Consider the following 23,873-nt stretch of genomic DNA (forward strand, 5'->3'; position numbering starts at 1 on the left):
CGTCAAATGGGCGGACAAAGCGAAAGCGGATACAATTAGTCTAACGGCTTAAGGCCGGAAAGGAGGGGGAGACCATGGCACAAGTTGCAGTAGAAACCAGCGTAAGTAAAGAGGCGAAAAGCCCGTCGATATGGAAGCGTTTTTTCAAACAGTGGGATATTCAGCTCATGGTATTGCCAGGAATTGTTTTTCTTCTTATCTTCCATTACATTCCGATGTACGGAGTGTTGACCGCATTTAAAGATTATGATCTTTTCAACGGTTTTTTCGGAAGTCCTTGGGTAGGGCTCAAGCATTTCAAAATGTTTTTCGAGTCTCCTGATTTTCCGAGGGTCATGAGGAACACGATCATGATCAGTTTGTTCAAACTTCTGATCGCATTCCCGGCGCCTATTATACTGGCCCTCATGCTGAACGAGGTCCGGAACAAGCTTTTCAAAAACGTCGTACAAACGGTCACGTACCTGCCCCACTTCTTGTCTTGGGTTGTCGTGGCGGGATTCGTGACGTCCTTCCTGTCCACGGACAACGGAAGCTTGAACATCGCTATGCAGAAGCTGAGCATGATCGACGAGCCGATCAACTTCCTGGCGATTCCGGAATATTTCTGGACGATCCTGATCTCCACGGGGATATGGAAAGATATCGGGTTTGGTTCGATCGTCTATTTGGCGGCTATCGCGGGAATCGATCCGGCTCTATACGAATCCGCCTCGATCGACGGAGCGTCGCGTTTTAAGCAAATTTATCTGATTACATTACCTTGTATTTTCCCGGTCATCATCATTTTCCTTATTCTCGCCATCGGAAGTCTGATGAACGCGGGCGCCAACGGCGGATACGAAGATATTCTTCTGCTCAGTGCGAATCCGGTCCTTCGGGAATACTCGGACGTGCTGGATACGTTCGTATACCGGACCGGCATTCAGAACCAGCTGTTCTCTTACGCGACGGCAGTCGGATTGTTTAAAGCGGTGATCAGTATTGTTCTGCTGAGCGGCGCCAACCTCCTTGCCCGCAGAACGGGGCAAAGTCTATGGTAGCTGGAGAAAGAGAGGCGGACACAACATGTTGAGAGCAAGCTTCGGGGACCGGGTCATGACGGTCGTCATCTATACGCTGCTGATACTTCTGGCCTTCATTACGCTGTATCCGTTCTGGAATTCGGTGGTCATTTCGTTCAACAGCGGGAAAGACACGATGATGGGCGGTATCACCTTCTGGCCGCGCGATTTTACACTGGAAAACTACAACGTCGTTTTCGAAGACAAGAGGATCATTCAAGGCTTTCTGATTACGATCAGCCGCACGGTGATGGGAACTATTCTCGGCATTCTGGCGACCTCCATCTTCGCCTACGGGATGTCCCGGCGCGAGCTTGTCTTCCGCAAATATTACATGGTTATGGCCGTGGTCACGATGTATTTCACCGGCGGCCTGATCCCGTCCTTCCTGCTCATCCGGGGCCTCGGCCTGATGGATACGTTCTGGGTCATGATCTTGCCGGTACTGATCAACGTCTGGAACATGATTATCTTCATGACGTTCTTCCGGAGTATTCCGGCGGGGCTTGAAGAAGCCGCCAGGCTGGACGGCTGCAGCACCTGGTCGGTGTTTTTCCGGATCGTGCTTCCTTTGTCCGGGCCCGTTATCGCCACGCTGGGGCTGTTCACGGCGGTTCAGCACTGGAACGAGTGGTTTCTGCCCAGCATCTACCTGAACAACACCGATTTGTACCCGGTACAAACACTGCTGAGACAAATTTTAAACTCCAATATTATGTCGGAGCAGCTAGCCAATCTGGACTCTGCGGCCCTGACCCAACTGTCCAAGATGCAGTCGATTACGACCAAATCGTTGTCGATGGCCACGATGGTCGTTTCTACGCTGCCCGTTATGCTCATCTATCCTTTTGTTCAGAAATATTTTTCGAAAGGCGTTATGATCGGCTCCCTCAAGGAGTAGATCTTCGCTTTTCAAACGGAATGTAAGCGCAACCAGGTGCAACACGATTGACCACATAGATTATAATATCGATTAAGGGGAGTGTCACAAATGGCAAAATGGAAAAAAGGGGTCTCGCTCACGCTCATTACCGTGCTGTCTTCCATCGCGGTGCTTAGCGGCTGCAGCAGCGACGGCAAGCCGGCCGCTTCGGATTCCGGCAAACAAGGTACCGCTCAATCGACCGGAGTGAAGTTCGGCGAGCAGCAGCTGGATATCAGCTTCTACGGCAACTACGACTGGTTCACTATGCCGGTGTGGGGCCAGGATCTCGCTACAAAATGGGTAAAAGAAAACAAGAAAGTCAACGTAACGGGCGTGCCTAACGGCGGGAACTCCGAGCAGAAGTTCAATACGCTGATGGCTTCCAAAGAGCTGCCGGATGTCATCTGGATGGAGCGTGGAGCCCAGGTAGAGAAACTGCGCGCGGCAGGCATGCTGGTGTCTTTCGACGAATACCTCGACAAATATCCTAACCTCAAGAAATGGGCGGGAGAAGCGACCCTCAATATGCTGCGCTCCAGCGACGGTAAGCTCTATCAGTTCCCGAACTGGTATACGCAGCGTCCTGCAGGCAACGCGGGTTATATGATCAACCTGAAAATTTACAAAGAACTGGGCGAACCGAAGCTCGAAACCTACGATGATCTGTACGCTTACCTGAAACAAGTAAAAGCCAAGTATCCGGATGTCGTTCCGTTCGATTCCGGGGTGCAGGCGCAGAACGTTGAAATCATGTATCCGGGCTTCGCTAACGATCACCCGGTCACGAACATCTCCATGCGTGCCGTTCCGGAAGGCAACGAGCTGAAATCGATTTTCGCGGATCCGGTTTACCGGGAGTCTCTGACTTACGCAAGCAAGCTTTTCCGTGAGAAATTGATTACTCAAGACGTATTGACTCAAACGAAAGACCAGATCGACGAGAAAGTGAACAACGGCAAAGTTGCGGTTATGGCAGCTTCCAGCGTGACCGAATTCGGCTCCAAAGGCACGACGGCTCTTCAAACGAAGGATCCGAGCCACCCGGGCTACCAAATGATCTGGCCGGTTCATAAAGAAGGCGTAGACAAAACCAAAGTGTTCCCTGGCCACTACGCGACGCTCGGCTGGAACGTAAACGTCATTACGAAGAGCGCGAAAAATCCGGAAGCGATCTTTGCTTTCCTCGATTGGATGACCGGAGAAGAAGGACAGCGCGTTATGTTCTGGGGTCCTGAAGGCGAATACTGGAAGGGTGTAGACGAGAAAGGCACACCTAAATTCACGGATAAATACTACAGCGACGCAACCGGACGCGCCAAGCTGATGGATTCTCTCGTCAACCTGCAATGGGTCGGCAATACGACCTACATCGATACGGCCAAAACGGATATCGAGTTGAAGCTTCCTCCTGAAAAACAAAGCTGGGAAACGCGCAATCAGACGCAAGTGGCATGGAAAACCGTATTCAACCGTACGGAGTTCGTAAACCTCGATCCGCCTTCCAACACGGAAGAAGGTATGGTACAGCAGCGCATTAAGGATATCTTCACCGAATCCCGCGCCAAAGCCCTCTTCGCGAAAAGCGATGCGGAAGTGACATCCATCCTGGATAAAGCGGAGAAAGACGCTCAGGCTGCCGGATACGCCAAGCTGCTGAAATACCAAACGGAACGCTGGCAGGAAAACAAGAAGAAAATCGGCAAATAAGAAGCGGATTGGAAATTTAATGCCGCCGAGGCGGGCAGAAGAGGTATACTTGGGGTATACCTCTTTTGCTATTCGCCGGGAAAGGAGAACAACATGTATAACGTGCTGCTGGCAGATGATGAAATATTGGACCTGGAGGGCATGCAGACTTTTATCCCTTGGGAGCGTCTCGGTCTTCACGTGGTCGGGGCCGTCAATAACGGCTTCGACGCTGTAAGGGTTATGGAACAGGAGAAGGTCGATATCCTCGTGACGGACGTACGGATGCCGAGCATGACCGGTCTGGAGCTGGCCCGTAAGGCGCTGGAGCGGCATACGGGACTGCGGGTTATTTTCGTCAGCGGGCATCAAGACTTCGGCTATGTTAAGGAAGCGCTTTCTCTAAAAGCGTGCAGCTATGTGTTAAAGCCCATGGATGATAACGAACTGATCCAATCGCTGGAAACGATTATAGGCGATCTTAACCGGGAGCAGAAGCGCCGCAAAACGGAACGGGCCTTCGAGCAGATGAGACCGATTGTGCACAATGAATATGTGTTTCGTTTGCTGGAAGGCACGGCAGGCCGGCAGGAGCTCGATGACCTGTTGACCGAGGAAGGCCTGGAACCGATCCGGTATCCCATCCGGGCCGCGGTTTTGGAAACCGACGATCTGTCGTGGAAGCTGAATCCTTATACGGCGAAGGAACGCCAGGATATGCTCAACGATTTCGGCGGACAAATTATGGATTTGTGCCGGCCGCGCGGAATCACCCATATGTGCCGGATCACGAAGCAGCGTCTGGGCCTGCTGGTTACGGCCGATGAGAAGGGGACCAGAGAGCTTCAGGAGGTGATCGCATACGTGAAGGAGCATTTTCCTTTTACGATCACGATCGGGCTCGGCAACCCGGCTGACGATCCGTCGGCTCTGCAGGAGTCTTACCGCGAGGCGCTCGCCGCTCTCGATGCCAAGATGTTCTACGGAAAAGCGAAGATTATCGAGACCCGCGAAATTCCGAAGGAAGAAATCGCCGACGCCAAGCAGCTGGAATTCCGGCTCGACGCCTTGTTCACCGCGATGGTCCAGTATGACCTGGTCGGCATTCATGATGAAATCGACCGGCTGTTTAACGTGGCGGTTTGTCTGCGGTCGCGTTTTACGATCCATAACTTCGCCACGTATCTGATCGTCAAGCTGGACGGCTATCTCCAGACGAGAAACGAGCAGTTGTTCACGCTGCTGGGGATGGAGCTGCAGAACCTGGACATCCTGCTCCAATTCGAAACCATCGAGGACATACGGAGCTGGATGCGCCGCATGCTTTTCGAAATTTCGGAGAAGTTGAACATGGGAAATCAGAGCAAGAACCGCAAGCTGATCCGCGATATGATGGAGTACATCAAGGAACGGCTGCAGGAGAATGTGACGCTGCGCGACGTGGCGGACCGTTTTTCTTTTTCCCCGAACTATCTCGGCCATGTGTTCAAAGAAGAAACCGGCCAAAATTTCAGCGATTACGTGATTGCTCTGCGGATGGAGAAGGCGAAGGAGCTTCTGGGCGATCCCACGCTTAAAATTTACGAGGTGGCGGACCGGATCGGCTATAGATATCTGCCTTATTTCAGTCGGCAGTTCAAGGAAACGTTCGGTATGACCCCCATGCAGTTCAGAAGAAACCACTAACAGCGGAATGCACTCCGGGTGCAGGAAAGGAGCCGGAACGGATGAAACCGGAAGAGCGCCGGCGGTTCGTTCCGTTCGGCTATAAGCTCATGCTTTCGTACGCGCTCTGCATTCTCGTGCCGGTGATCATTGTAGGCTCGTTCGCGGTTTCTACTTTGGTAAAGTCGGTGCGTGAGCAGGCGGAGAGCAGCGTACAGGGCACGATGAGACAGATCAGGGACAATATCCAGTACAAAATCGAAGATACGAGACGTCTGACGAATATGATTTACGGGGATACGACGCTGGCCAAGCATTTGAAACATTACGAGGAAGGCTGGGTCAGCTACGACGCGACGACGTCTTACCTGCTTCCCAAAATGATGCAGACCATTCAATCGAGCAGCCTTAGGCTGTGGCTTTCCGTCTATCTGCACAATGAAACCCTGCCGGAAGTGTACTACAATCACGAAAATATCGATCCCCTCATGACGGTGGGAAAGCTGTACGAGCTCTACCATATGAACCGGATCGAGAACGCCGACTGGTATAAAAGCTTCCCGCCCGAGCGCTACGGAACGACGATGCAGTGGCGGCAGATTGAGGACGACGCGAAGTTCGGCCGCCTTTCTTTGCTGCGCAGAATCGTGGATACGACGAACGGGGTGGAGCTGAGGGAAATCGGCTTCATCCGGGTTACCGCCCATCTGCAGGATCTTTTTGAAAGTGTGGATTACACGAAAGTGGGGGAAGGCAGCGCCATTTACATTGTCGGTCCCCAGGGTGACATCCTTTATTCGTCGGCGGCCGATCCAAACATGACGGGCAAGACATGGAATGAATCGTGGACCCGGAATCATCTCGTGCTGCGCCAGCCTCTGGAAGGTCTGGATTGGAGCGTGGTTTCGCTCGTTCCGACGGCAATCATGGAACAGGATGCCGACAAAGTACGGATGCTGACGGCGATCGTGTGCCTCATTTCCGTGCTGGTTATTTTTTTCGTGGGCTGGATGTTTTCGCGGTTCTTCTCCAAAAGGGTGACCAAAATCGTCTCCGTCCTGCACGCGTTCAGGGAAGGGGAATTCCGCAAGCGGATGGCGTACGAAGGGCGGGACGAATTCGCCCAGATTGCGGCCGCGCTGAACGATATGGGGCAGCACACGGAAGGGCTCATAAGGGAAGTTTATCTCACGAACCTTCAGAAAAAAGAGGCGGAGCTGGAATCGCTGCAGGCGCAGATCAACCCGCACTTTCTGTATAACACCTTATCGTCGATCAGCCGCCTGGCCCGGTTCGGCGATATCGACAAGCTTCACCGGATGGTGATCGGACTGGCGAAATTTTACCGGCTGACGCTTAACGACGGACGGACCTTCATCCCGCTGAGCAAGGAGCTGGAGCAGGTGCAGGCTTATGTGGACATTCAATCCATCAAGTACGGCGACCGTATGGAAGTCCTCTTCGATATCCAGCCGGAAGTGAACCGGTACGATACGGTAAAGCTCATCGTGCAGCCTTTTATCGAAAATGCGCTTCAGCACGCCTGGTGCGGCGATCATATTCACATCCGGATCAGCGGGGAGATCATCGGCGGCGATGTTCATCTGAAAATCATCGATGACGGCAACGGCATCCCGCAGGACCGGTTCCGCAAGCTTTTCGATCCTCTGGCCGAGGTGGAATCCGGTTACGGCATCCGCAATGTGGACCAGCGGATCAAGCTTCATTTCGGCAAAAAGTACGGCGTCTCGCTGGCAAGCCGGCCCGGAATCGGCACCGCCGTGCTGCTGCGCATACCGACCTACAAGCACAAGAAGAACCGAGAGTGATCCTGCCAAAAAAAGCTCCCGTTCTGCATAAGCAGAGCGGGAGCTTTCGGTATAGGGGTGGTTACGCAAGCGAAGCGGCCTTCTGTGAACGGCCCGTAAGCGGAGCGCGAACCGCTCAAATTATGAAAAAAGCAATGGCGCCATGAAAAAGAAAATACAGGTCATTGCAGACAGTTATCTTAACGTTATTACAACGCGACGATTCGGCTCGTAGTCTTTGCTGTATGTTTTCACGCTTACGGCGCGGATGGAGGCCGCTTGAGCCGATGTCCGGCTTTTCGTGCAAGCGGATAAGACTATGCCGGCATCACGAATGCGAAGGGCAAGAGACAGGGACAGGGCCGCGGGGATAACGCCGCAAGGACGACTCTTCCGCCCCGGAGCATCAGCCCAGCAGGCGGAAGGCCTCGTCGGCCGCCTGCAGCGTGCGGGCCACGTCTTCGTCGGTGTGCGCGGTGGTCAGGAACCACGCCTCGTACTTCGACGGGGCGAGATTGATGCCGCGCTCCAGCATGAGCCGGAAGAAGCGGCCGAACCGCTCGCCGTCCGTGTCCTGCGCCTCGTCGTAGTTCGTGACCGGATGGTCGCAGAAGTGCGTCGAGATCGCGCCGGCGATGCGGTTCACGGTCAGCGCGACGCCGTGGCGGGAGGCCGACTCGCGGAGGCCGTCCGCCAGCTTCGCGCCGAGCTGCTCAAGACGCTCGTACGTGCCGGGCTGCCTCAGCACCTCGAGGCAGGCGATGCCGGCGGAGATGGAGGCGGGGTTGCCCGCCATCGTGCCGGCCTGGTACGCAGGTCCGAGCGGAGCGACCTGCTCCATCACTTCCTTACGGCCGCCGTAAGCGCCGATCGGCAGTCCGCCGCCGATGATTTTGCCGAGCGCCGTAAGGTCGGGCTCGATCTCCTCGGGCCGGCTGTTCAGGCCCGCGTAGGTTTGCGTCGTTCCGTAGTGGAAACGGAACGCGGTAATCACCTCGTCGTAGATGACGAGGGAGCCGTTTGCGCGCGCGGCGGCGCAGAGCCCCTCGAGGAAGCCCGGCTTCGGCATCACCATGCCGAAGTTGCCGACGATGGGCTCGACCATCACCGCGGCGATGTCGCCGCCCCAGCGCGCCAGGGCTTCTTCCAGTGCCGGGATATCGTTGAACGGCACGGTGATGACTTCCTGCGCGATGGAAGCGGGGACGCCGGCGCTGTCGGGCGTGCCCAGCGTGGACGGGCCGGAGCCGGCCGCGACGAGCACGAGATCGGAATGGCCGTGGTAGCAGCCGGCGAATTTGATGATCTTCGTGCGGCCGGTGTAAGCCCTCGCCACGCGGATGGTCGTCATGACGGCTTCCGTGCCGGAGTTGACGAAGCGGACTTTGTCCAGCGACGGAATGGCTTCCTTCAGCATCCGCGCGAAGGTGATTTCGAGCTCCGTCGGAGTGCCGTAAAGCGTGCCGCTGCGGGCGGCGCGGACGATCGCTTCGGTCACATGCGGATGGGCGTGTCCCGTAATAATCGGTCCGTAAGCGGCGAGATAGTCGATGTATCGGTTATCGTCCTCGTCCCAGAAGTAGGCGCCTTCCGCACGCTTCATAAATACGGGAGCGCCGCCTCCGACCGCTTTGAACGAACGGGAAGGGCTGTTGACTCCGCCGACGATGTGCCGGAGCGCTTCTTCATGGAGCTTTTCGGAACGTGTATGATTCATGGCTTTGTAACTCCTTTGTTTATGTAGTTAGATCGTGTCCTCTATAGCCTATCACCGAATGGTGGAGGCCGGGAAGAAAAATAACGTGCCGTCTCCCCGGAGGAGACGGTCACGTTAGAAAGCTTTACTGCTTGGTGTTCTTGGCGCCGGAGGCTCCGGAAGATGAGCTTCCCGAACTGCCGCCGGACGAGCTGCCGCCCGAACCCGAGCCGGCGCCCTTATCGGTGCCGGTTCCTGTGCCTGCTCCGGGAACGTCCGCCATGCCCTCGAACACGTCATCGAGATAGCGCTTGAGCTTCGTTTTATCGACGGACAGGACCTGTGCCCCGCTGATTCTGCGTTCGATGACCAGGTTTTCCGGCGGCAGCTGGATGCTCTGAATGCCATTGGCTCTCGCGTCAAAGGCAAGCCCGCCGAGTTTGAGCATATCTCCGAACGACATGTTCGTATTGATGTAAGGTTCCATGCCCTTCAAAATGGAAGGTAGTTTAAGGATGGATTGCGTGCTCTGCATTTTGTCGGCCACGGCCGTCAAAAATTTCCGCTGGCGTTCCGTCCGGGCATAGTCCGACTGGGCGTCGTGCCGGAACCTGACGTACTGGAGGGCCGTCTGTCCGTCCAGGTGCTGCATGCCTTTTTTTAAATTGATATCGAATACGTGTCCGTCCGCGGCATCCGTGTACTTCATGTCCTTCTCGACTTCGAGGTCGATTCCGCCGATGGCGTCCACAAGGGCGATAAACCCTTTGAAATCCGTGTATAAGTAGTACTGGATCGGAATCCCGGTCAGCTCGCTGACGGTTTTCATCGCCAGATTGGGCCCTCCGATCGTAAAGGCCGAGTTAATGCGCCCTTCCTCGTTGCCGGGGATTTTAACCCAGGTGTCCCGGAGGATGGACATCAAGGAAGCCTTTTTGGTCACGGGATCGATGGAGGCGATCATGAGCGTATCGGAGCGCGGCGGCTCTCCGTTCTCTACGCCCCTGGAGTCCGCGCCGAGCAGAAGCACGTTCACGCGCCCGGTTCCCTCCCAGACCGGAGGCTTATAGTCGTCTCCCTGGTACTTCTTATCGATTCCCTGGATTGCGTCTTTATTGTTAATGTTATCGGCGAAGCTGTATATGCTGTAAGCAAAATAGCCTGCGGTGCAGATCAGGGCGAAAACAATCCCGACAATCAGCATCCGCCACGGTTTTACCCGTCTTTTTTTAGGCTTCGGCATGTAGTTCATTCCCTTTCCATCTATAAAATAGGCGTTGTCTGTACATGATTAACTGGATATCCGGCTGCTGAATCAAGGCTTCCGTATTCCCGCGATTTGTACCGGAGCCGCCTCCGGGTGTTTTTACAAAAAGCTCTTTTGTTGTATGATGAGGGGTGGGGAACGGCGAACTCATGTATTTCATTATAGGGGCAACTTCTTCTCTGCCGCAAGTTACACATGAATTCACAGGGCTATCAAACTTTCCCAGTCCAACTAAACAGCAGGAGGAAAACATGCCAGCCATCGAAGTGAGAGATCTGCGCAAAGAGTTCCGTGTGCAGAAAAGCAGAAGCGGGCTCAAAGGAGCGTTTCGCGATCTGTTCGACCGTGAATATAACCAGGTTACGGCCGTTAAAGATATCAGTTTTGAGATTCCTGAGGGAGAGATTTGCGGCTATATCGGAGAGAACGGCGCCGGCAAATCGACGACGATCAAAATGCTCACGGGCATTCTCGTTCCCACTTCGGGCCATCTTCAGGTGAACGGATATATCCCCTACAAGGAACGCGAAGCTTTTGTCAAAGGCATCGGAGTCGTTTTCGGCCAGAGGAGCCAGCTGTGGTGGGATATCGGCGTCATCGAATCGTTCCAACTGCTTAAGAAAGTATACCGGGTGCCGGAAAACGATTTTAAAGCGCGGCTGGACGAGCTGTCCGACCGGCTCCAGCTCGGCGAGCTGCTCAGCCGGCCGGTCCGGAAGCTGAGTCTCGGTCAGCGGATGCGCTGCGAGCTTGCGGCTTCGCTGCTGCACAACCCCGCGATCGTTTTCCTAGACGAGCCGACGATCGGGCTCGACATCGTGGTGAAAACCGAGATCCGCGAGTTCCTGAAATCGCTGAACCAGCGCTACGGGACGACCATCCTGCTTACCACGCACGATCTTCAAGATATCGAAGCCCTATGTTCAAGGGTCATCATGCTGGACGACGGGCGCATCATTTACGACGGCGGTCTCGATCAGCTGAAGGAGACGTGGGGCAAAGGCAAGGAAGTGGTGCTGCAATTCAACGACCCGGTGCCTCTTGAAAATCTGAAGCTGCTCACGGAAGGTCTGGACGTGACCTGGGAGCAGGACAGCCCGCTGGACGCCCGTGTGTTTATCCCTCAGCGGAGCGCGAACGTGTCCGACGTTCTGGCGCGGATCGTCGGTGTCGTTCAGATTGCGGATATCCGTATCCTGGAAACGAATACCGACGATATCGTCCGCGAGATTTACAAATCCGGTTCGGCCGAGGTCCGGAAGCCGTCCGCGCCGGAAACGGGAGAGCCGGGCAGCGGGGCCGAAGAGGATAAAGGAGCGGTGCCGCATGTATAAGGCTTATGTGGAGCTGATCCGCATCCGGTTCATTACCATGCTCGCCTACCGGGTCAATTATTACAGCGGCATTCTGGTGTATGCGCTCAACATCGGTTCCTACTATTTCCTGTGGAAAGCGATTTACGGCAGTCAGGAAACGCTTGGCGGCCAGACGTTGGGACAGATGACGACGTATATCGTGGTGTCCTGGATGAGCCGCGCTTTTTACTTCAATAATCTGGACCGGGAAATCGCGAATGAAATCCGGGACGGAAGCGTCGCGATCCAGTTTATCCGTCCTTACAATTATGTGGTGTACAAAATGATGCAGGGTCTCGGAGAAGGCTTGTTCCGGTTCCTTCTTTTTACGACGCCTGGTCTCGTGATCGTCTCGCTCTTGTTCCCGGTCGAGCTGCCGACGGATATTTCCTTGTGGCTCGTCTATCTGCTCATGCTGCTGTTCGCATTCTTAATCAATTCGCAGATTAATATTATGACGGGATTGTCCGCATTTTTCCTGGAAAACAGTGAGGGCATGATGCGGATGAAGCGGGTCGCGGTCGATCTGTTCTCCGGGCTGATCCTGCCGATCACGATGTTCCCCGGCTGGACGGCGAAGCTTCTGGAATGGCTGCCGTTCCAGGCCATCACGTATTTGCCCGGATCGGTGATTACCGGCAAATTGACCGGAAGCGCCGTATGGCAGGCGGTTTCGATCCAAGTCATCTGGTTCGTCGTGCTTCTTGTGCCGATTGCCTTCATGTGGCATAAAGCAAGAACCCGGCTGTTCGTGCAGGGGGGTTAACGTATGTTCTATTTATCGCTTATTCTGGATTACCTGAAAAATTATTTGAAAACCAGGCTGACCTATCGTTCGGATTTCTGGATCGAGGTCGTTTCGGATTTGCTGTTCAACGGGTTGAACCTCGTGTTTATTCTCGTCGTTTTCCAGCAGACCGCGCTTCTCGGCGACTGGAACCGCGATCAGATTCTGTTCATATACGGCTTCTTTATGATCCCGTACGGGTTGTTCTCGACGATATTCAATTTGTGGAATTTCAGCGAGCGCTACATCGTCAAGGGGGAAATGGACCGCATTCTGACCCGTCCGGCCCACAGTCTGTGGCAGCTTATGCTGGAGAACATGGACCCGGCCTCCTTGTTCAGCGCTCTAGCCGGACTGGTCGTGATGATCTACTCGTGGGGCCAGCTCGATTTGCCGGTCCACTGGAGCGATCCGCTTATTATGCTGATGATGGTCGTGTCCGGCGTGCTGATTTACGGCGGCATTTACGTCTCGCTGAGCGCGCTTGCGTTCTTTTCCGATTCGCCGACCGGCATTATGCCTCTGATCTGGAACATCCAGAACTACGGACGGTATCCGGTTACGATCTACAACAAGCTGCTGCGCGGTATTCTGACGTGGATCCTGCCGTTCGCATTCGTCGGGTTTTACCCGGCGGCTTATTTCCTGGATCCGCTCAATTGGAAGGGTTTTGCCCTGCTGACACCGGTCATGGGAATTATTTTCATTACGATCGGCCTAAGCGTGTGGAACATCGGGGTCAAACGCTACCGGGGAGCGGGGTCCTGATTCGACGGAGGAAACGGAGGCTGCCACAATTTTCAGGTTGCTTTCAGCAAAGTTTTAGGTTCCGCTAAGCTTGGCGTAAAAGTTCCGTCATAATTTCCGCCTATACTTGGGGTGTAGCATAAACAAGCCCCCATTTGAAAGGTGGAAATAAGAATGAATAAAACACGCAGCAAATTGATGGTATCCACATTGGCCGCAGCACTTCTGCTCGGCGGCGGAGCCGCTCTTTCCAGCCAGGTATTCGCAGCCGACAGCACCGATTCGGGTCAAACGTCGACTCAGCAGTCGGCGCCATTCAAGCATGACGGCAAGGACCGCAAATCTTTCGGACAATTCGGCGGTCCGGGATCTTACCTGAAAGATGCGGCAACCGTTCTCGGTCTGGAAGAAAAGGCCTTGATCACCGAGTTGAAAGCGGGCAAGTCCCTGGTTCAGCTGGCCGAAGCCAAAGGCATCAGCCAGGCGGACCTGGTGAAGAAGCTGGTGGAAGCCTCCACGAAAGAAATTGATGCCAAAGTAACCGAAGGCAAAATCGACAGCACGAAGGCGGCCGAGCTGAAAGCGAATCTTCAAACGCGCATCGAGAAGGCCGTTACGGTTACCGGCATGCAGAATTTCAAAGGCGGCAAACACGGCCGTGAAGGCGGCTTTGTAGATCCGGAGAAGCTTGCGGCTATCCTCGGCATTACCAAAGACGAGCTGAAAACGCAGCAGGAAGCGGGTAAAACCGTTGCCGAGATTGCGGAAGCCAAAGGGTTCACAAGAGAGCAGCTTCTCGAGAAGCTGAAAACAGAGCTGACTCCTTCGCTGGAGAAATTTATCGACGCGAAGAAGGGCGATAAGTCTCAGAAGAAAGAACAGCAGCAAGCCCAAGCGGAGCAGGCCGAGTAGAATGACGGCTTGAGTACGGCACGGGATTCGAAGAAAGACCGGCAGCGGACAACGCTGCCGGTCTTTTTGCGTAACAGGCTTGAACTCGATTTCCAATGAATCCGTTAGATGAGTATAATGGAAACTAAATGCAAAAACGACGAACCGAAGGAGGGTCCCGATATGAGTATAAACACGGGGCGGCAAGCACCGGATTTCGAACTGCCGGCCAATAACGGACAGCAGGTGAAATTGTCCGATTTTAAAGGGAAGAAAGTGGTCCTATATTTCTACCCGAAGGACATGACGCCCGGATGCACGACCCAGGCGTGTGATTTCAGGGACAAGCATACGGAATTCGAATCTTTAAACGCCGTCATTCTGGGCGTCAGCACGGATTCCCTGAAACGGCACGAGAAATTTATCGACAAGTACAGCCTGCCTTTCCTGCTGCTGGCCGATGAAGATCACGCGGTAGCCGAGATCTACGGGGTCTGGAAAGAGAAAAGCATGTACGGTAAAACGTTTATGGGTATCGAACGCTCGACGTTTCTCATCGATGAAGAAGGCGTCCTTCTCAAGGAATGGCGCAAGGTCAAAGTGAAAGGCCATATTGAGGAAGCGCTGACTTATCTGAAAGAACACTAAGCGGTTTGAAGAAACCCGCTTGCATACCTGGACAGCGGGAGCGGAGCGATGGTGTCTTCCGCCGCCTGCTATTATCCAGCAGCGAAGCCCGCCTGCACGGACCCGGGGCGGAGCGGAAGAAGAGGGCGGTAACTTACACGTCCACCCACCGCTGGCGCTCATGGCTTTGCAGAACCGCTTCGACGATTCTCATCACGCCGCATGCCTGATTGAAGGTAGCGAACTTTGAACTGGTTTCGTCCGTCTTCCGCGCTCTGCGTTTGCCTATGAGAGAGTAGTAGTCGAGCAGCAGGTTCTTAAGCGCATCGGGCCAGCCTTCTTCATGACCGCCGGGATAATGGGTGATGGAGGCGGCCTGGGAGCTCATCAGGCTGGCATCGCGCATCTGGATCTGATTGGGCACATCCCGGGAGCCGATCCACAGCCGGTTCGCTTCCTCCTGGTCCCAGCGCAGGGCGCCTTTTTCGGCGGAAATCTCGAAATACAGCTTGTTTTTGCGGCCGGGACTGACCTGGGAGATGCAGAAGACGCCCTTGGTGCCGTCCTCGAACCGGACCAGAATGGACCCGAAATCCTCGGTGTCCACCTCAACGCGTTCGCAATCCTCCGGCTTGGGCGAGGCGTTCGTGAACGTGGCATGCCCGTCCTTGGGCTTATACCGTACGGGATGGACGATTCCGAGGTCCGCGAAGACCGACACGATCCGGGTGCCCAGCACGTACTGGACGGTATCGCACCAATGGGAGCCGATATCCGCCATCGCCCGCGAAGGCCCGTTCAGGCGCGAGTCCATGCGCCAGTTATAATCCGTCTCGTACAGCAGCCAGTCCTGGAGGTAGCCGCCCAGCACATAGTGCGGCTTGCCGTATGCCCGGGAAGCGATCTGCTGCTTGATTTCCTCGACGAGGGGATAGTGGCGGTAAATAAACGCCACGCCGGCGACGAGACCTTTTTCCCGCGCAAGCTTCTGCAGTTCATCCGACTCCTCGACGGTAACGGAGAGCGGCTTTTCGGACAAGACGTGTTTGCCGGCAAGCAGAGCCGCCTTATTGAACGTGTAGTGCAAATGATTGGGCGTACAGTTGTGTACAACGTCGATATCCGGGTCCTGGATAAGCTCCATGGCGTCTCCGTAATACAGGGGGATCCGGTAGCGGGCCGCCGCTTCCTCCGCATGCGACAGCCGAGAAGAAGCAATCGCGACGACTTGAACCGAAGGCACCCGCTGGAGGGCCTCGATGTGGGCCATGGCCGAGAATCCCGTCCCGATCACGCCGACTTTAATATCTCCCATTCGTTTCACCTCTTTAATTAGTCTGGAATTAGCCTGGTTTGCGGTTAACGGCGTTAACTTTCAGCTCCCTGGAACAGGCAGCAGGTTACAGAGTAAGCTTTTAATCTGTTTTTACCCCAAAAAGAGCCGGATTGATTGAAGAACTGAAAAATTTCGGGAAGCGGAGGGCTTTTATGGAAGCGGTCATACGTGAAAAATTAAAAGAAATCGAAGAGAACGAGCAGATAAAAGTGTTGTTTGCCGTAGAGTCGGGAAGCCGCGCCTGGGGGTTTCCTTCCAGGGACAGCGACTATGACGTGAGGTTTGTTTATGTCCGCAGACCCGAATGGTATCTTTCCATCGACGACAAAAGAGACGTGATCGAAGTGCCGATCAACGAGATGCTCGATATTAACGGCTGGGATATCCGGAAAGCGCTGAAGCTTTTCCGCAAATCGAATCCGCCTCTTATGGAATGGCTGATTTCGGATATCGTCTATCAGGAAGCTTACGGATTCAAGGAAGAGATGCTCCGCCTCCGCAGCGAGGTGTTCTCGCCCAAGGCGTCTCTTCATCATTATCTGAGCATGGCGAAGGGCAATTTCCGGGAATACCTCCAAAGGGACCAGGTACGGATCAAAAAATATTTCTACGTGCTCCGTCCGATTCTGGCCTGCAAATGGATCGAGGAGAATGACACGAACCCGCCTATTCTTTTTCAGGAGCTGGTAGATAAGCTTCTGCCCGAATCCGGGTTGAAAGATCAGATAAATGAGCTTTTAAGGAGAAAAATAGCCGGGGAAGAACTGGATCTCGAAGCGAGGGTCGAGGAGATTCACGCGTTTATCGGGAAAGAGATCGAGCATCTGACGGAGGTGGCCGCGGCAAGCACGGCGGAACTGACGGACCCGACGCCCCTGCTTGACGATGTATATCGCCGCTATTTGACCCTCGTATGGAAATAAAGTGCTAGATTTGTCCGTCCGCATACCGCTTAATTACGAGAGCCTGGCGTCAGCCGGGCTCTTTTTTACGTGCAAAAGCATACCCCCGGCAACTCTCTCATATACTCTATCAGCAGCCAAATGACTGAATAATGCGGAGGGATTGTCATGCTGAAAACGAAGTTGTCCCACTTTCGCTTTACCCGGATCGCTCTTATCCTTCTCCTTATTTTCATTGTATTCCCGTCCATACAGCCTGCGTACAGAGCTTATGCGGCCGAAGCGGACGGCGACCCGGCAGAGAGTATTTACGAAGCGCTTATAAGCGGACAGAAGGTCGCCTCGGACCGGTCCTACGCTGTTCCCGACAAACCGACGGTCTATTTGACGTTCGACGACGGACCGAGCAAATATACACCGGAAGTGCTGGATATTTTGCGAAAAGAAGGAATCCCCGCCACATTTTTTGTCGTCGGAGAGCACGTGGAGGAAAATCCGAAGATGGTCAAGCGGATCGTCTCCGAAGGCCACGCGCTTGGCAACCACAGCTACGATCATACCTACAAGAAGCTGTACTCGGACTACAAAGGCTTCTGGAGTCAGGTCGAGCAGACTGACCGGGCAATCGAGAAAGCGGCCGGTTTCCGGACCGGCTTGATGCGGGCGCCCGGCGGAACCGCCGAGAATTTCGATGCCTTCTACTTCTACTACATGAAGGAAGCGGGCTATACGCTGTACGATTGGGATATCGACAGCGAGGACTCCAAGCGGACGGGCGTTCCCGCTGCGGAAATTATCCGCTCGATCCGTAAAGCTCCGCTCAAGCATGAGCTGACGGTTTTGTTTCATGACGGGACCGGTCACAAGGAAACGGTAAAAGCGCTGCCGGAAGTTATCCGGTACTTCAGGGACAAGGGCTACGCCTTTTCGAGGCTGGACGATCAGGTGAAGCCCGCCCAGTTCCCCGTCCGCAAAGCCGGACGGTGGCACCGGGGCGCACCCGGCGAAGCGGAATTCGCCCGGACGGCTGCGGCGATGCGAGACTGGGCCGCAGCCGCAGCCGCAACCGTTTCCGGCGCGCGCGCGCCTGTCCCGTCCGGCGAAGAAGCGGCCGTGGGAGCGGGCTCCGTCCGGCCCCGGCAGGCGGCGCCGCAGCTTCCTCTGACGCTGATCGTAGACGGCAGAAGGACGGTGCTTCCCCCGGAGCAGGCTCTTTTCCGGGAGGAGCGGCTCGAAGTGCCGCTGCGAGTGCTTGCGCAGCAGATGGGAGCCAAAGTCAGCTGGGACCAGGCGGCCTTGACGGCCCGCGTCGACTACGGGTTCACCCGGATGGACTATAATCTGCGCGACTACACCTTGTCGGTGCGCCTATGGGCCGGGGTGACGGCCGTCTATCATCTGCCTAATATGCGTCTTCTCGACGGGAGTCTCTATGTCCCTCTGAGGAAGACAGTAGAACTGCTGGGAGGCGACATACTAGACTATCACGCGGACGACCTCGGGAGAGAAGTGACGATTTCCGGCAGAAGCGCTCTTTTTTCCTAGCAAACTGCTAGTCTATTTTCATAGAGAACGGGGAACACTGGGAATATATCATTTCACTAGGAGGCTTTCCCCGTGATTTCCAATCGGACGTTCTTATTTGACCAGCCCCATACCCTTCTTCAAAAAGTAGTCGATCAAGTCGCCAAAGTCGTTGTCGGCAAACGGGATGTGATCGAGAAAAGCGTCATTGCCATGCTGTGCGGAGGCCATGTTCTTCTGGAAGATGTGCCGGGCGTCGGCAAAACGCTGCTTGTCCGCAGTCTGGCAGCCACGGTAGGCTGCGGCTGTAAAAGAATTCAATGCACGCCGGATTTAATGCCGTCGGATATTACGGGCGTTTCCGTATTCCAGCCGCAAACCGCCGCCTTCGAATTCAGACCGGGACCGATTATGAATCCGGTCGTCCTCGCCGACGAACTGAATCGCGCGCTGCCCAGGACACAGGCGGCCTTCTTGGAAGCCATGGAGGAGCGCAGCGTAACCGTGGACGGTGTCACCTACGAGCTTCCGAAGCCTTTCCTGCTGCTCGCCACGCAAAATCCGCTCGATCATGAAGGGACGTATCCCATTCCCGAGGCGCAGTTGGACCGCTTCCTGATGAAGCTGTCGCTCGGCTATCCGGAGCACGGGGACGAAGTCGGCATGCTGGAGCAGCAGCTTCAGCGGCGTTCGGAGGGCAGCTTGAGGCCTGTTTTGCTGCAGGAAGAATGGGTGCAGCTGCAGAACGAGGCCGCCACGGTCAACGTTGACGAGTCCCTGCGTGAGTATATCGTAAGCCTCGCCGGGGCCACGCGGAGGCATCCCGATCTGCGGCTCGGGGCCAGTCCCCGCGCCTCCGCGGCCTTGATGCGGGCCGCTCAGGCCAGAGCGCTGATGCAGGGCCGCCGCTACGTCGTGCCCGACGACATCAAATGCCTGGCCGTGCCCGTTTTCGCCCATCGGCTGCTGCCGTCGACGGATGCGCTTATCGGCGGCAGGACCCCGCAGGCTGCGGTGGAAGCGGCCGTCGCTTCCGTGCCGATTCCCGTGCTGCGTTTCGCGGCTGTCCGCTAGGGGGACGCCATGATGAAATCTTGGCTGAATCTGGCGGCGAGTGTTGCGGGAGCGGCGGGAGCGCACGCCTTTTACCTCGTTTTAGGGGGAGTGGCTCCCCTAATCATCGAGTGTCTGCTCTGGGCGAATGTGGTCTCCGGCGCTTCCGTCCTGTTCTTCACGCTTAACGGGGCGGAAGTTTCCCGCGGCCTCGGGGCGCCCCGGCTTTTTGCCGGTCAGAACGCGGAAGTGAAGCTTGTCGTGTCTCAGCGCTCTCTGCTGCCCGTATGCTGGATGGTCATCCGCGAACACTGGGTGCATGAGGGGCGGGAAGAGAACATCTGCAAGTCGCTGCTTTGTTTTCCCTGGAACGCGCCGACTGTATCACTTTCATACAGCCTGGAAGATGTAGGGCGGGGACAGTATGTTTTGGAACGGACAGAACTGCTTTGCGGGGATTTGTTCGGGCTGTTCACCAAAAGGCGCCTCGTGAAAACAGAAGCCGCCTTCACGGTCTACCCGGCGCCTGAATCATTCGGGCTGCGTGGAGTGCCGGGTGCGGAAAGCGAAAGCCGGGGGAAGCCGTCCCGGCACCTCCGTACAACCGGTGTGTCTGCCGGCATCCGGGCCTATGCCGCGGGAGATCCCATGTCATGGATCGACTGGAAAGCGACCGCCCGTACAGGCTCGCTGCAGACGCAGTTGCGTTCCGGGGTGGTTAAACCGTCCCGGATTATCGTGCTCGACACGGACCCGGGCTGCGGGGGAGCGGACACCGGGTGCGAATGCGTGCATTCTGCGGGCAAGGGCGCGAAAGGCCGGAAGAGTGCAAGAAGCGCAAATAAAGGCAAGAGCGGGAGCGAAGGCCGCAGCCTTACGAGCAGGAAGAGCGATGGATCCGGGGAAAGCGGCCGGGGTGAGAAGCTCGGCAGCCCGACCGGGACATTAATTCCAAATTCGGCAGACCGGAACTACCCGGCTAGAACGGATGAACATCCGCAAGCAGACCGCCGCCGACTCGCTTTCGGCAAAAGCAAACCCATCCGCGGCAAGCGCCCGGCATCCGGCCCATGTGGTCTGGGACAGGCCATGCTGGAGAAGCGGATCCGTCTTGCCGCCTACGCCGTCCTTGAACCGGATACGGGAACAGGCGGGATCGTTACGGGGACCTCCTTCCGGGAGAGGGCTGTACTTGCTCAATCGGCGCAGCCGTACAGCTTTCCCGGGTTCCAGGGCATATCTTCTTTTAACCCGGATAACGGCGCTCCGGCTCCAGCTGCAAGCGCGCCTTTGGACCTGCTGGCGGCCGTCCGGGGCGAGACAGGCAAAGGAGTTCACATGCTGCGCAAGGAGCATGCTTCCAGAGGCCCGGGCGTTACGCTGCTTTATCTGACTTCACGTTTGGACGAAGCCCTGATTGTCTGTGCCATGGAACTGCTTGCCGCAAGACGGCCTCTGCAGATTGTGTACGTTTCACAATCGCACACGCTCACGTCTCTGGAGCAAAAAAGGCTCTCCGTGCTGCGTGAAGCCGGGGTGGAGACGGCTTGTTTTGCCGCCGCGGAAGATAGGGCCGCTGAGGCGCCTGCCGCGGGACGCAGGCTAAACGCAAACAAGACAGGCTCCGCCGTCAGCAAACGGTCATTTTTCATGAAAAAAAATAAAGCGAAACGAATGCAAATGCCTGTCTCCGCCGATAATTTCGCGGGAATTCAGGAAATGGAGAGCGCCGGCAGAAACGTTTATCCGGGAGTCGAGTCCAGGTCATCCGGCAGTAATGTTTTTTCTACTGAGCATTCGTTTGTCCCTCACAGCATCGTAGGAGATAAAGAGAAGCCGAAAGAGGGAGGGACGGAAGATGCAATCGGTTAAAAAAACGCTTATTTCGTCCTATAAAGCAGCGGGTGCCGGGACTTATTCTGAAAGGAGCCAAGCTGCCGGACGTCTCGTTGAGAACGGAAAACAGGGGGAAGTCTCCTGGGTACGGGACGCGGCGCTGACCGTGATTTGGTATATGCTTCTGCTCGAATGGCTGAATCCGCTTGCTCTCGGAGCCGGTGAGTTCCAGCCTTTCGGTATCACTCCTTATGCGGTCATGTTCGGATACTTTCTGTTGATTTCAGCCGGCGTGCGTTCCTTTGCGCTGTTATGGACACTTAAGCTGGCCGGGATTGCCGCCGTTTCGGGCTATCAGTTTCAAAAAGAGCTGTTTCCTTTCGGCCCTTGGCCGGTCCGGCTTTGGGAAACATTCTTGACTGACCTCGACTACATGGCATCCGGTCAACTTGGCGCGCTCAGCGGATTGACCGAATCGCTGCTGTTTTTGTTCGGGGCGGCCGCTTTTATATCGGCCTCCCATCAACTGCTGCTGCACCGGCAAAACGGGGCCTGGTTTGCAGCCGCAACCGGCGGTTACTTGATGCTCCTCCAGATCGGCCTCGGCATCGACACAACGCCCGGTTTGATCCGCACCGGGGCGCTCGGACTGCTTCTGCTTGCGGCTCTGACCGTTCCCCGTCTGCGGAGACAATTCGGCATTGCCGAAACCGGCCGCGGCGGATCTTTGCCGTGGATGGGCATCAGCTTGTTGGTTGCCGCGGTTTTCTATGCGGCGGGTAACCGGGCAGCGGGAGAAGCCGGATCGGCGGCAAAAATGAAGCCTCTGAGCTTGTCCGCCGCCGCAGACAAGTGGGCTTCGCTTACGCGCGGGCATACGGTCCCGGGCGCCGGACAAACCAACGGCTCATCCCTGAGAATTTCAGGATACGGAGCCGATGATTCCTTGCTGGGCGGCGCGCTGATTTCAGACAACCGGGTTGTGTTTACCGCCCGGACGCCGGTTCTAGCGTATTGGCGCGGGGAAGCCAAGAGCGTCTATGACGGGCGTGGCTGGTCTCAGCCTTCCGGCACGCTCCGTCCGGCATTCACCGCTTTGCCGGGGCAGACGGAGTCGGCGGGGAGGGGGACGGTTTCTACGGGCGGCGCGTCGCCCGCAGAGGTTAGTGCCGGAGCGGCCCCCGGTAACGGACAGTCTGCGGAGGGAAGGAGCACGGCTTCGGTCGATCGCAAAGCCTCTGATGCGGCAGCCGTTAAAGGACTCTACACCCAGGAGATTACCGGGATTTCAGGGCAGCTGGGGATGCAGCTGTTTGCCGGAGGTGAAGTGGTGAAGCTGGAAGAAGCCAAAAATACTTCCGGCCAATCCGTCAAGCCGGAGGCCTTCTGGCTGAATAACGAGAGCGGGAAAGTTGCCCTTCCCGTGACGGATGACCCGCTGCAAGCCTACCGTGTGACGGTCAGGCCTTTTGCATTCGGCAGCGGCTGGTCCATGCCCGATCCGGGCCCGCAAGCGTCCGCGGTTATGCCGGTGAGCGACGCCGAGATCAGAAGCGGATTGCGAAGCAGCGTGAATGGGACGGGAAATAGCGGAGATGGTAGAGGGAATGGGGCCATGGACGAAAATACCGGCGGTATGGGGACCGCAGGAGGCGGTTCTCGTTCAAGCAATAGCGGCGGAAACCCCGAGCGGTACACGCATGCTTCAGCTGCGCTTGCCGAACCGGAGCCTGCCGAGCTCGCCGCGTACCTCCAGCTCCCGGACCGGCTGCCGCAGCGCGTCCGCGACCTTGCGGAGCGCGTGACCGCCGGCAGCGGGCAGAACCGCCTTGCGGCGGCGCTCGCCCTGGAGCGGTACCTTCGCACGGAGTACCGCTACAGCATGGACAAGCCGACGCTCCCCGCCGCCGGCGAAGACTTTGTCGACCACTTCCTGTTCGTCGACAAGCTGGGGTACTGCGACCATTTCTCGTCGGCCATGGTCGTGATGCTGCGCGCGGCGGGCATTCCCGCGCGCTGGGTCAAAGGCTTCGCCCCCGGCGAAGCGGGCGAACGCGGCCCGGACGGCAGCCTGGCGGTTACCGTCCGCAGCCGCGACGCCCACTCGTGGGCCGAAGCGTACATCCCGGGCGCCGGCTGGCTCGCGTTCGAGCCGACGCCCGGCTTCGCGGCTCCGTCCGGCGCCGGAGCCGGGGCCGTGCCCGCAGCCCTCTCCTCGCCGGAAGAGGAGACGGCCGCCGCGGACACGGCAAGCCCTTGGGCAGCGGAGCTGCTGCCCGCACTTGCCCGGGCGGCCGATTCGCCGGCCGCCCTCGGTTCGGCCGCGCTGCTCGCCCTGCTGGGCGCGGCCTGGCTGCTGCGGCGCTTCCGGCCGGGCGGCCACGCCCATGCGCCGCTGCGCAAGAGCGCGGCGCTCCGCCGCGGAACGGGCAGCACGGCGCTGATGGAGCGGCTGTGGCTGAAAGTGTTCCGCAGCCACGGCCGTCTGGCGCCGCAGCAGACGCTGCGCGAGTACGTCGCCGAAATCGCCGGTCTTGATCCCGGCCGCCGACGCGCGCTGGAGGAATTTGCCGCTTTGTACGAGGAAGTCCGCTACGACCGAAGCGGCGCCGGGATTGTCGGCAAAGGTCGCATTCTGGAGCTTTGGAAGCGGATCGAAGGCTAGGGTATGCCTTGATTCATCCGCCTTTGTTATATATAATGA

At 56.6% G+C, this 23,873-nt stretch carries 18 protein-coding genes; 15 read left to right on the plus strand and 3 right to left on the minus strand.

What is annotated here, in order from left to right:
* Positions 1-74: 74 nt before the first annotated feature.
* The 5 genes from ACI48J_RS03280 (at position 75) to ACI48J_RS03300 (ending at position 7,169) form a co-directional block, all read left to right on the plus strand.
* Positions 75-1,043: an ABC transporter permease subunit gene (locus ACI48J_RS03280; protein ID WP_326056309.1), complete on the plus strand. Its 969-nt coding sequence runs from the start codon at positions 75-77 to the stop codon at positions 1,041-1,043.
* A 25-nt stretch (positions 1,044-1,068) separates the two neighbouring features.
* On the plus strand, positions 1,069-1,965 hold the full coding sequence (locus tag ACI48J_RS03285) for a carbohydrate ABC transporter permease (RefSeq protein WP_405081649.1): 897 nt from the start codon (positions 1,069-1,071) through the stop codon (positions 1,963-1,965).
* A gap of 90 nt (positions 1,966-2,055) precedes the next feature.
* Complete coding sequence (locus ACI48J_RS03290; RefSeq protein WP_405081651.1) at positions 2,056-3,696, plus strand: extracellular solute-binding protein; 1,641 nt, start codon at positions 2,056-2,058, stop codon at positions 3,694-3,696.
* Positions 3,697-3,789: 93 nt separating this feature from the next.
* A complete protein-coding gene (locus ACI48J_RS03295; protein ID WP_326056315.1) occupies positions 3,790-5,361 on the plus strand; it encodes a response regulator in 1,572 nt (523 codons plus the stop codon).
* Between the two features lie 41 nt (positions 5,362-5,402).
* Positions 5,403-7,169, plus strand: a complete 1,767-nt coding sequence (locus ACI48J_RS03300) for a sensor histidine kinase (protein WP_405081652.1) — start codon at positions 5,403-5,405, stop codon at positions 7,167-7,169.
* 385 nt (positions 7,170-7,554) lie between these two features.
* On the opposite strand, the gene ACI48J_RS03305 is transcribed toward ACI48J_RS03300, so the two are convergent.
* Both ACI48J_RS03305 and ACI48J_RS03310 read right to left on the minus strand, forming a co-directional pair.
* Positions 7,555-8,865 carry a glutamate-1-semialdehyde 2,1-aminomutase gene (locus ACI48J_RS03305; RefSeq protein ID WP_405081654.1) on the minus strand — a complete coding sequence of 437 codons (1,311 nt, stop codon included), beginning with the start codon at positions 8,863-8,865 and terminating at the stop codon, positions 7,555-7,557.
* A 124-nt stretch (positions 8,866-8,989) separates the two neighbouring features.
* On the minus strand, positions 8,990-10,087 hold the full coding sequence (locus ACI48J_RS03310) for an LCP family protein (protein WP_405081655.1): 1,098 nt from the start codon (positions 10,085-10,087) through the stop codon (positions 8,990-8,992).
* A 275-nt stretch (positions 10,088-10,362) separates the two neighbouring features.
* Here ACI48J_RS03310 and ACI48J_RS03315 point away from each other — a divergent pair, with 275 nt between their 5' ends.
* From ACI48J_RS03315 to bcp, 5 genes are all read left to right on the plus strand, one after another.
* Positions 10,363-11,445: an ATP-binding cassette domain-containing protein gene (locus ACI48J_RS03315; protein WP_405081656.1), complete on the plus strand. Its 1,083-nt coding sequence runs from the start codon at positions 10,363-10,365 to the stop codon at positions 11,443-11,445.
* Positions 11,438-12,232: an ABC-2 family transporter protein gene (locus ACI48J_RS03320; RefSeq protein WP_326056932.1), complete on the plus strand. Its 795-nt coding sequence runs from the start codon at positions 11,438-11,440 to the stop codon at positions 12,230-12,232. The genes ACI48J_RS03315 and ACI48J_RS03320 overlap by 8 nt, the downstream gene beginning before the upstream one ends.
* A gap of 3 nt (positions 12,233-12,235) precedes the next feature.
* Positions 12,236-13,021, plus strand: a complete 786-nt coding sequence (locus tag ACI48J_RS03325; protein ID WP_326056935.1) for an ABC-2 family transporter protein — start codon at positions 12,236-12,238, stop codon at positions 13,019-13,021.
* A gap of 153 nt (positions 13,022-13,174) precedes the next feature.
* Positions 13,175-13,912 (plus strand): hypothetical protein, encoded by a 738-nt coding sequence (locus tag ACI48J_RS03330; protein WP_405081657.1) that lies wholly within the window; start codon positions 13,175-13,177, stop codon positions 13,910-13,912.
* A gap of 162 nt (positions 13,913-14,074) precedes the next feature.
* The gene (gene bcp, locus ACI48J_RS03335) at positions 14,075-14,539 is read left to right on the plus strand and encodes a thioredoxin-dependent thiol peroxidase (RefSeq protein ID WP_405081659.1); all 465 of its coding nucleotides are present in this window, start codon (positions 14,075-14,077) and stop codon (positions 14,537-14,539) included.
* Positions 14,540-14,672: 133 nt separating this feature from the next.
* Here the strand turns inward: bcp and ACI48J_RS03340 are convergent, their stop codons facing one another.
* Positions 14,673-15,833 (minus strand): Gfo/Idh/MocA family protein, encoded by a 1,161-nt coding sequence (locus ACI48J_RS03340; RefSeq protein WP_405081660.1) that lies wholly within the window; start codon positions 15,831-15,833, stop codon positions 14,673-14,675.
* 173 nt (positions 15,834-16,006) lie between these two features.
* Between ACI48J_RS03340 and ACI48J_RS03345 the strand changes: the two genes are divergently transcribed.
* The 5 genes from ACI48J_RS03345 (at position 16,007) to ACI48J_RS03365 (ending at position 23,834) form a co-directional block, all read left to right on the plus strand.
* A complete protein-coding gene (locus ACI48J_RS03345) occupies positions 16,007-16,777 on the plus strand; it encodes a nucleotidyltransferase domain-containing protein (RefSeq protein ID WP_405081661.1) in 771 nt (256 codons plus the stop codon).
* A 147-nt stretch (positions 16,778-16,924) separates the two neighbouring features.
* Positions 16,925-18,301, plus strand: a complete 1,377-nt coding sequence (locus ACI48J_RS03350) for a polysaccharide deacetylase family protein (RefSeq protein WP_405081662.1) — start codon at positions 16,925-16,927, stop codon at positions 18,299-18,301.
* Positions 18,302-18,373: 72 nt separating this feature from the next.
* Entirely contained in the window at positions 18,374-19,354 is a 981-nt protein-coding gene (locus ACI48J_RS03355; protein WP_326056952.1) for a MoxR family ATPase, read from the plus strand.
* Between the two features lie 9 nt (positions 19,355-19,363).
* Entirely contained in the window at positions 19,364-21,205 is a 1,842-nt protein-coding gene (locus ACI48J_RS03360) for a DUF58 domain-containing protein (RefSeq protein WP_405081663.1), read from the plus strand.
* Complete coding sequence (locus ACI48J_RS03365) at positions 21,192-23,834, plus strand: DUF4129 domain-containing transglutaminase family protein (RefSeq protein ID WP_405081664.1); 2,643 nt, start codon at positions 21,192-21,194, stop codon at positions 23,832-23,834. The genes ACI48J_RS03360 and ACI48J_RS03365 overlap by 14 nt, the downstream gene beginning before the upstream one ends.
* Positions 23,835-23,873: the final 39 nt, after the last annotated feature.

This window comes from Paenibacillus chitinolyticus, assembly GCF_045038035.1.
In the GTDB taxonomy this organism is placed as follows: Bacteria; Bacillota; Bacilli; order Paenibacillales; family NBRC-103111; genus Paenibacillus_F; species Paenibacillus_F chitinolyticus_A.

Excerpts from the sequence above, each read along its gene's own strand:
- ACI48J_RS03280 (WP_326056309.1), top strand. The coding sequence starts at position 75 with ATGGCACAAGTTGCAGTAGAAACCAGCGTAAGTAAAGAGGCGAAAAGC.
- ACI48J_RS03285 (WP_405081649.1), top strand. The coding sequence starts at position 1,069 with ATGTTGAGAGCAAGCTTCGGGGACCGGGTCATGACGGTCGTCATCTAT.
- ACI48J_RS03290 (WP_405081651.1), top strand. The coding sequence starts at position 2,056 with ATGGCAAAATGGAAAAAAGGGGTCTCGCTCACGCTCATTACCGTGCTG.
- ACI48J_RS03295 (WP_326056315.1), top strand. The coding sequence starts at position 3,790 with ATGTATAACGTGCTGCTGGCAGATGATGAAATATTGGACCTGGAGGGC.
- ACI48J_RS03300 (WP_405081652.1), top strand. The coding sequence starts at position 5,403 with ATGAAACCGGAAGAGCGCCGGCGGTTCGTTCCGTTCGGCTATAAGCTC.
- ACI48J_RS03305 (WP_405081654.1), bottom strand. The coding sequence starts at position 8,865 with ATGAATCATACACGTTCCGAAAAGCTCCATGAAGAAGCGCTCCGGCAC.
- ACI48J_RS03310 (WP_405081655.1), bottom strand. The coding sequence starts at position 10,087 with ATGCCGAAGCCTAAAAAAAGACGGGTAAAACCGTGGCGGATGCTGATT.
- ACI48J_RS03315 (WP_405081656.1), top strand. The coding sequence starts at position 10,363 with ATGCCAGCCATCGAAGTGAGAGATCTGCGCAAAGAGTTCCGTGTGCAG.
- ACI48J_RS03320 (WP_326056932.1), top strand. The coding sequence starts at position 11,438 with ATGTATAAGGCTTATGTGGAGCTGATCCGCATCCGGTTCATTACCATG.
- ACI48J_RS03325 (WP_326056935.1), top strand. The coding sequence starts at position 12,236 with ATGTTCTATTTATCGCTTATTCTGGATTACCTGAAAAATTATTTGAAA.
- ACI48J_RS03330 (WP_405081657.1), top strand. The coding sequence starts at position 13,175 with ATGAATAAAACACGCAGCAAATTGATGGTATCCACATTGGCCGCAGCA.
- bcp (WP_405081659.1), top strand. The coding sequence starts at position 14,075 with ATGAGTATAAACACGGGGCGGCAAGCACCGGATTTCGAACTGCCGGCC.
- ACI48J_RS03340 (WP_405081660.1), bottom strand. The coding sequence starts at position 15,833 with ATGGGAGATATTAAAGTCGGCGTGATCGGGACGGGATTCTCGGCCATG.
- ACI48J_RS03345 (WP_405081661.1), top strand. The coding sequence starts at position 16,007 with ATGGAAGCGGTCATACGTGAAAAATTAAAAGAAATCGAAGAGAACGAG.
- ACI48J_RS03350 (WP_405081662.1), top strand. The coding sequence starts at position 16,925 with ATGCTGAAAACGAAGTTGTCCCACTTTCGCTTTACCCGGATCGCTCTT.
- ACI48J_RS03360 (WP_405081663.1), top strand. The coding sequence starts at position 19,364 with ATGATGAAATCTTGGCTGAATCTGGCGGCGAGTGTTGCGGGAGCGGCG.
- ACI48J_RS03365 (WP_405081664.1), top strand. The coding sequence starts at position 21,192 with ATGCAATCGGTTAAAAAAACGCTTATTTCGTCCTATAAAGCAGCGGGT.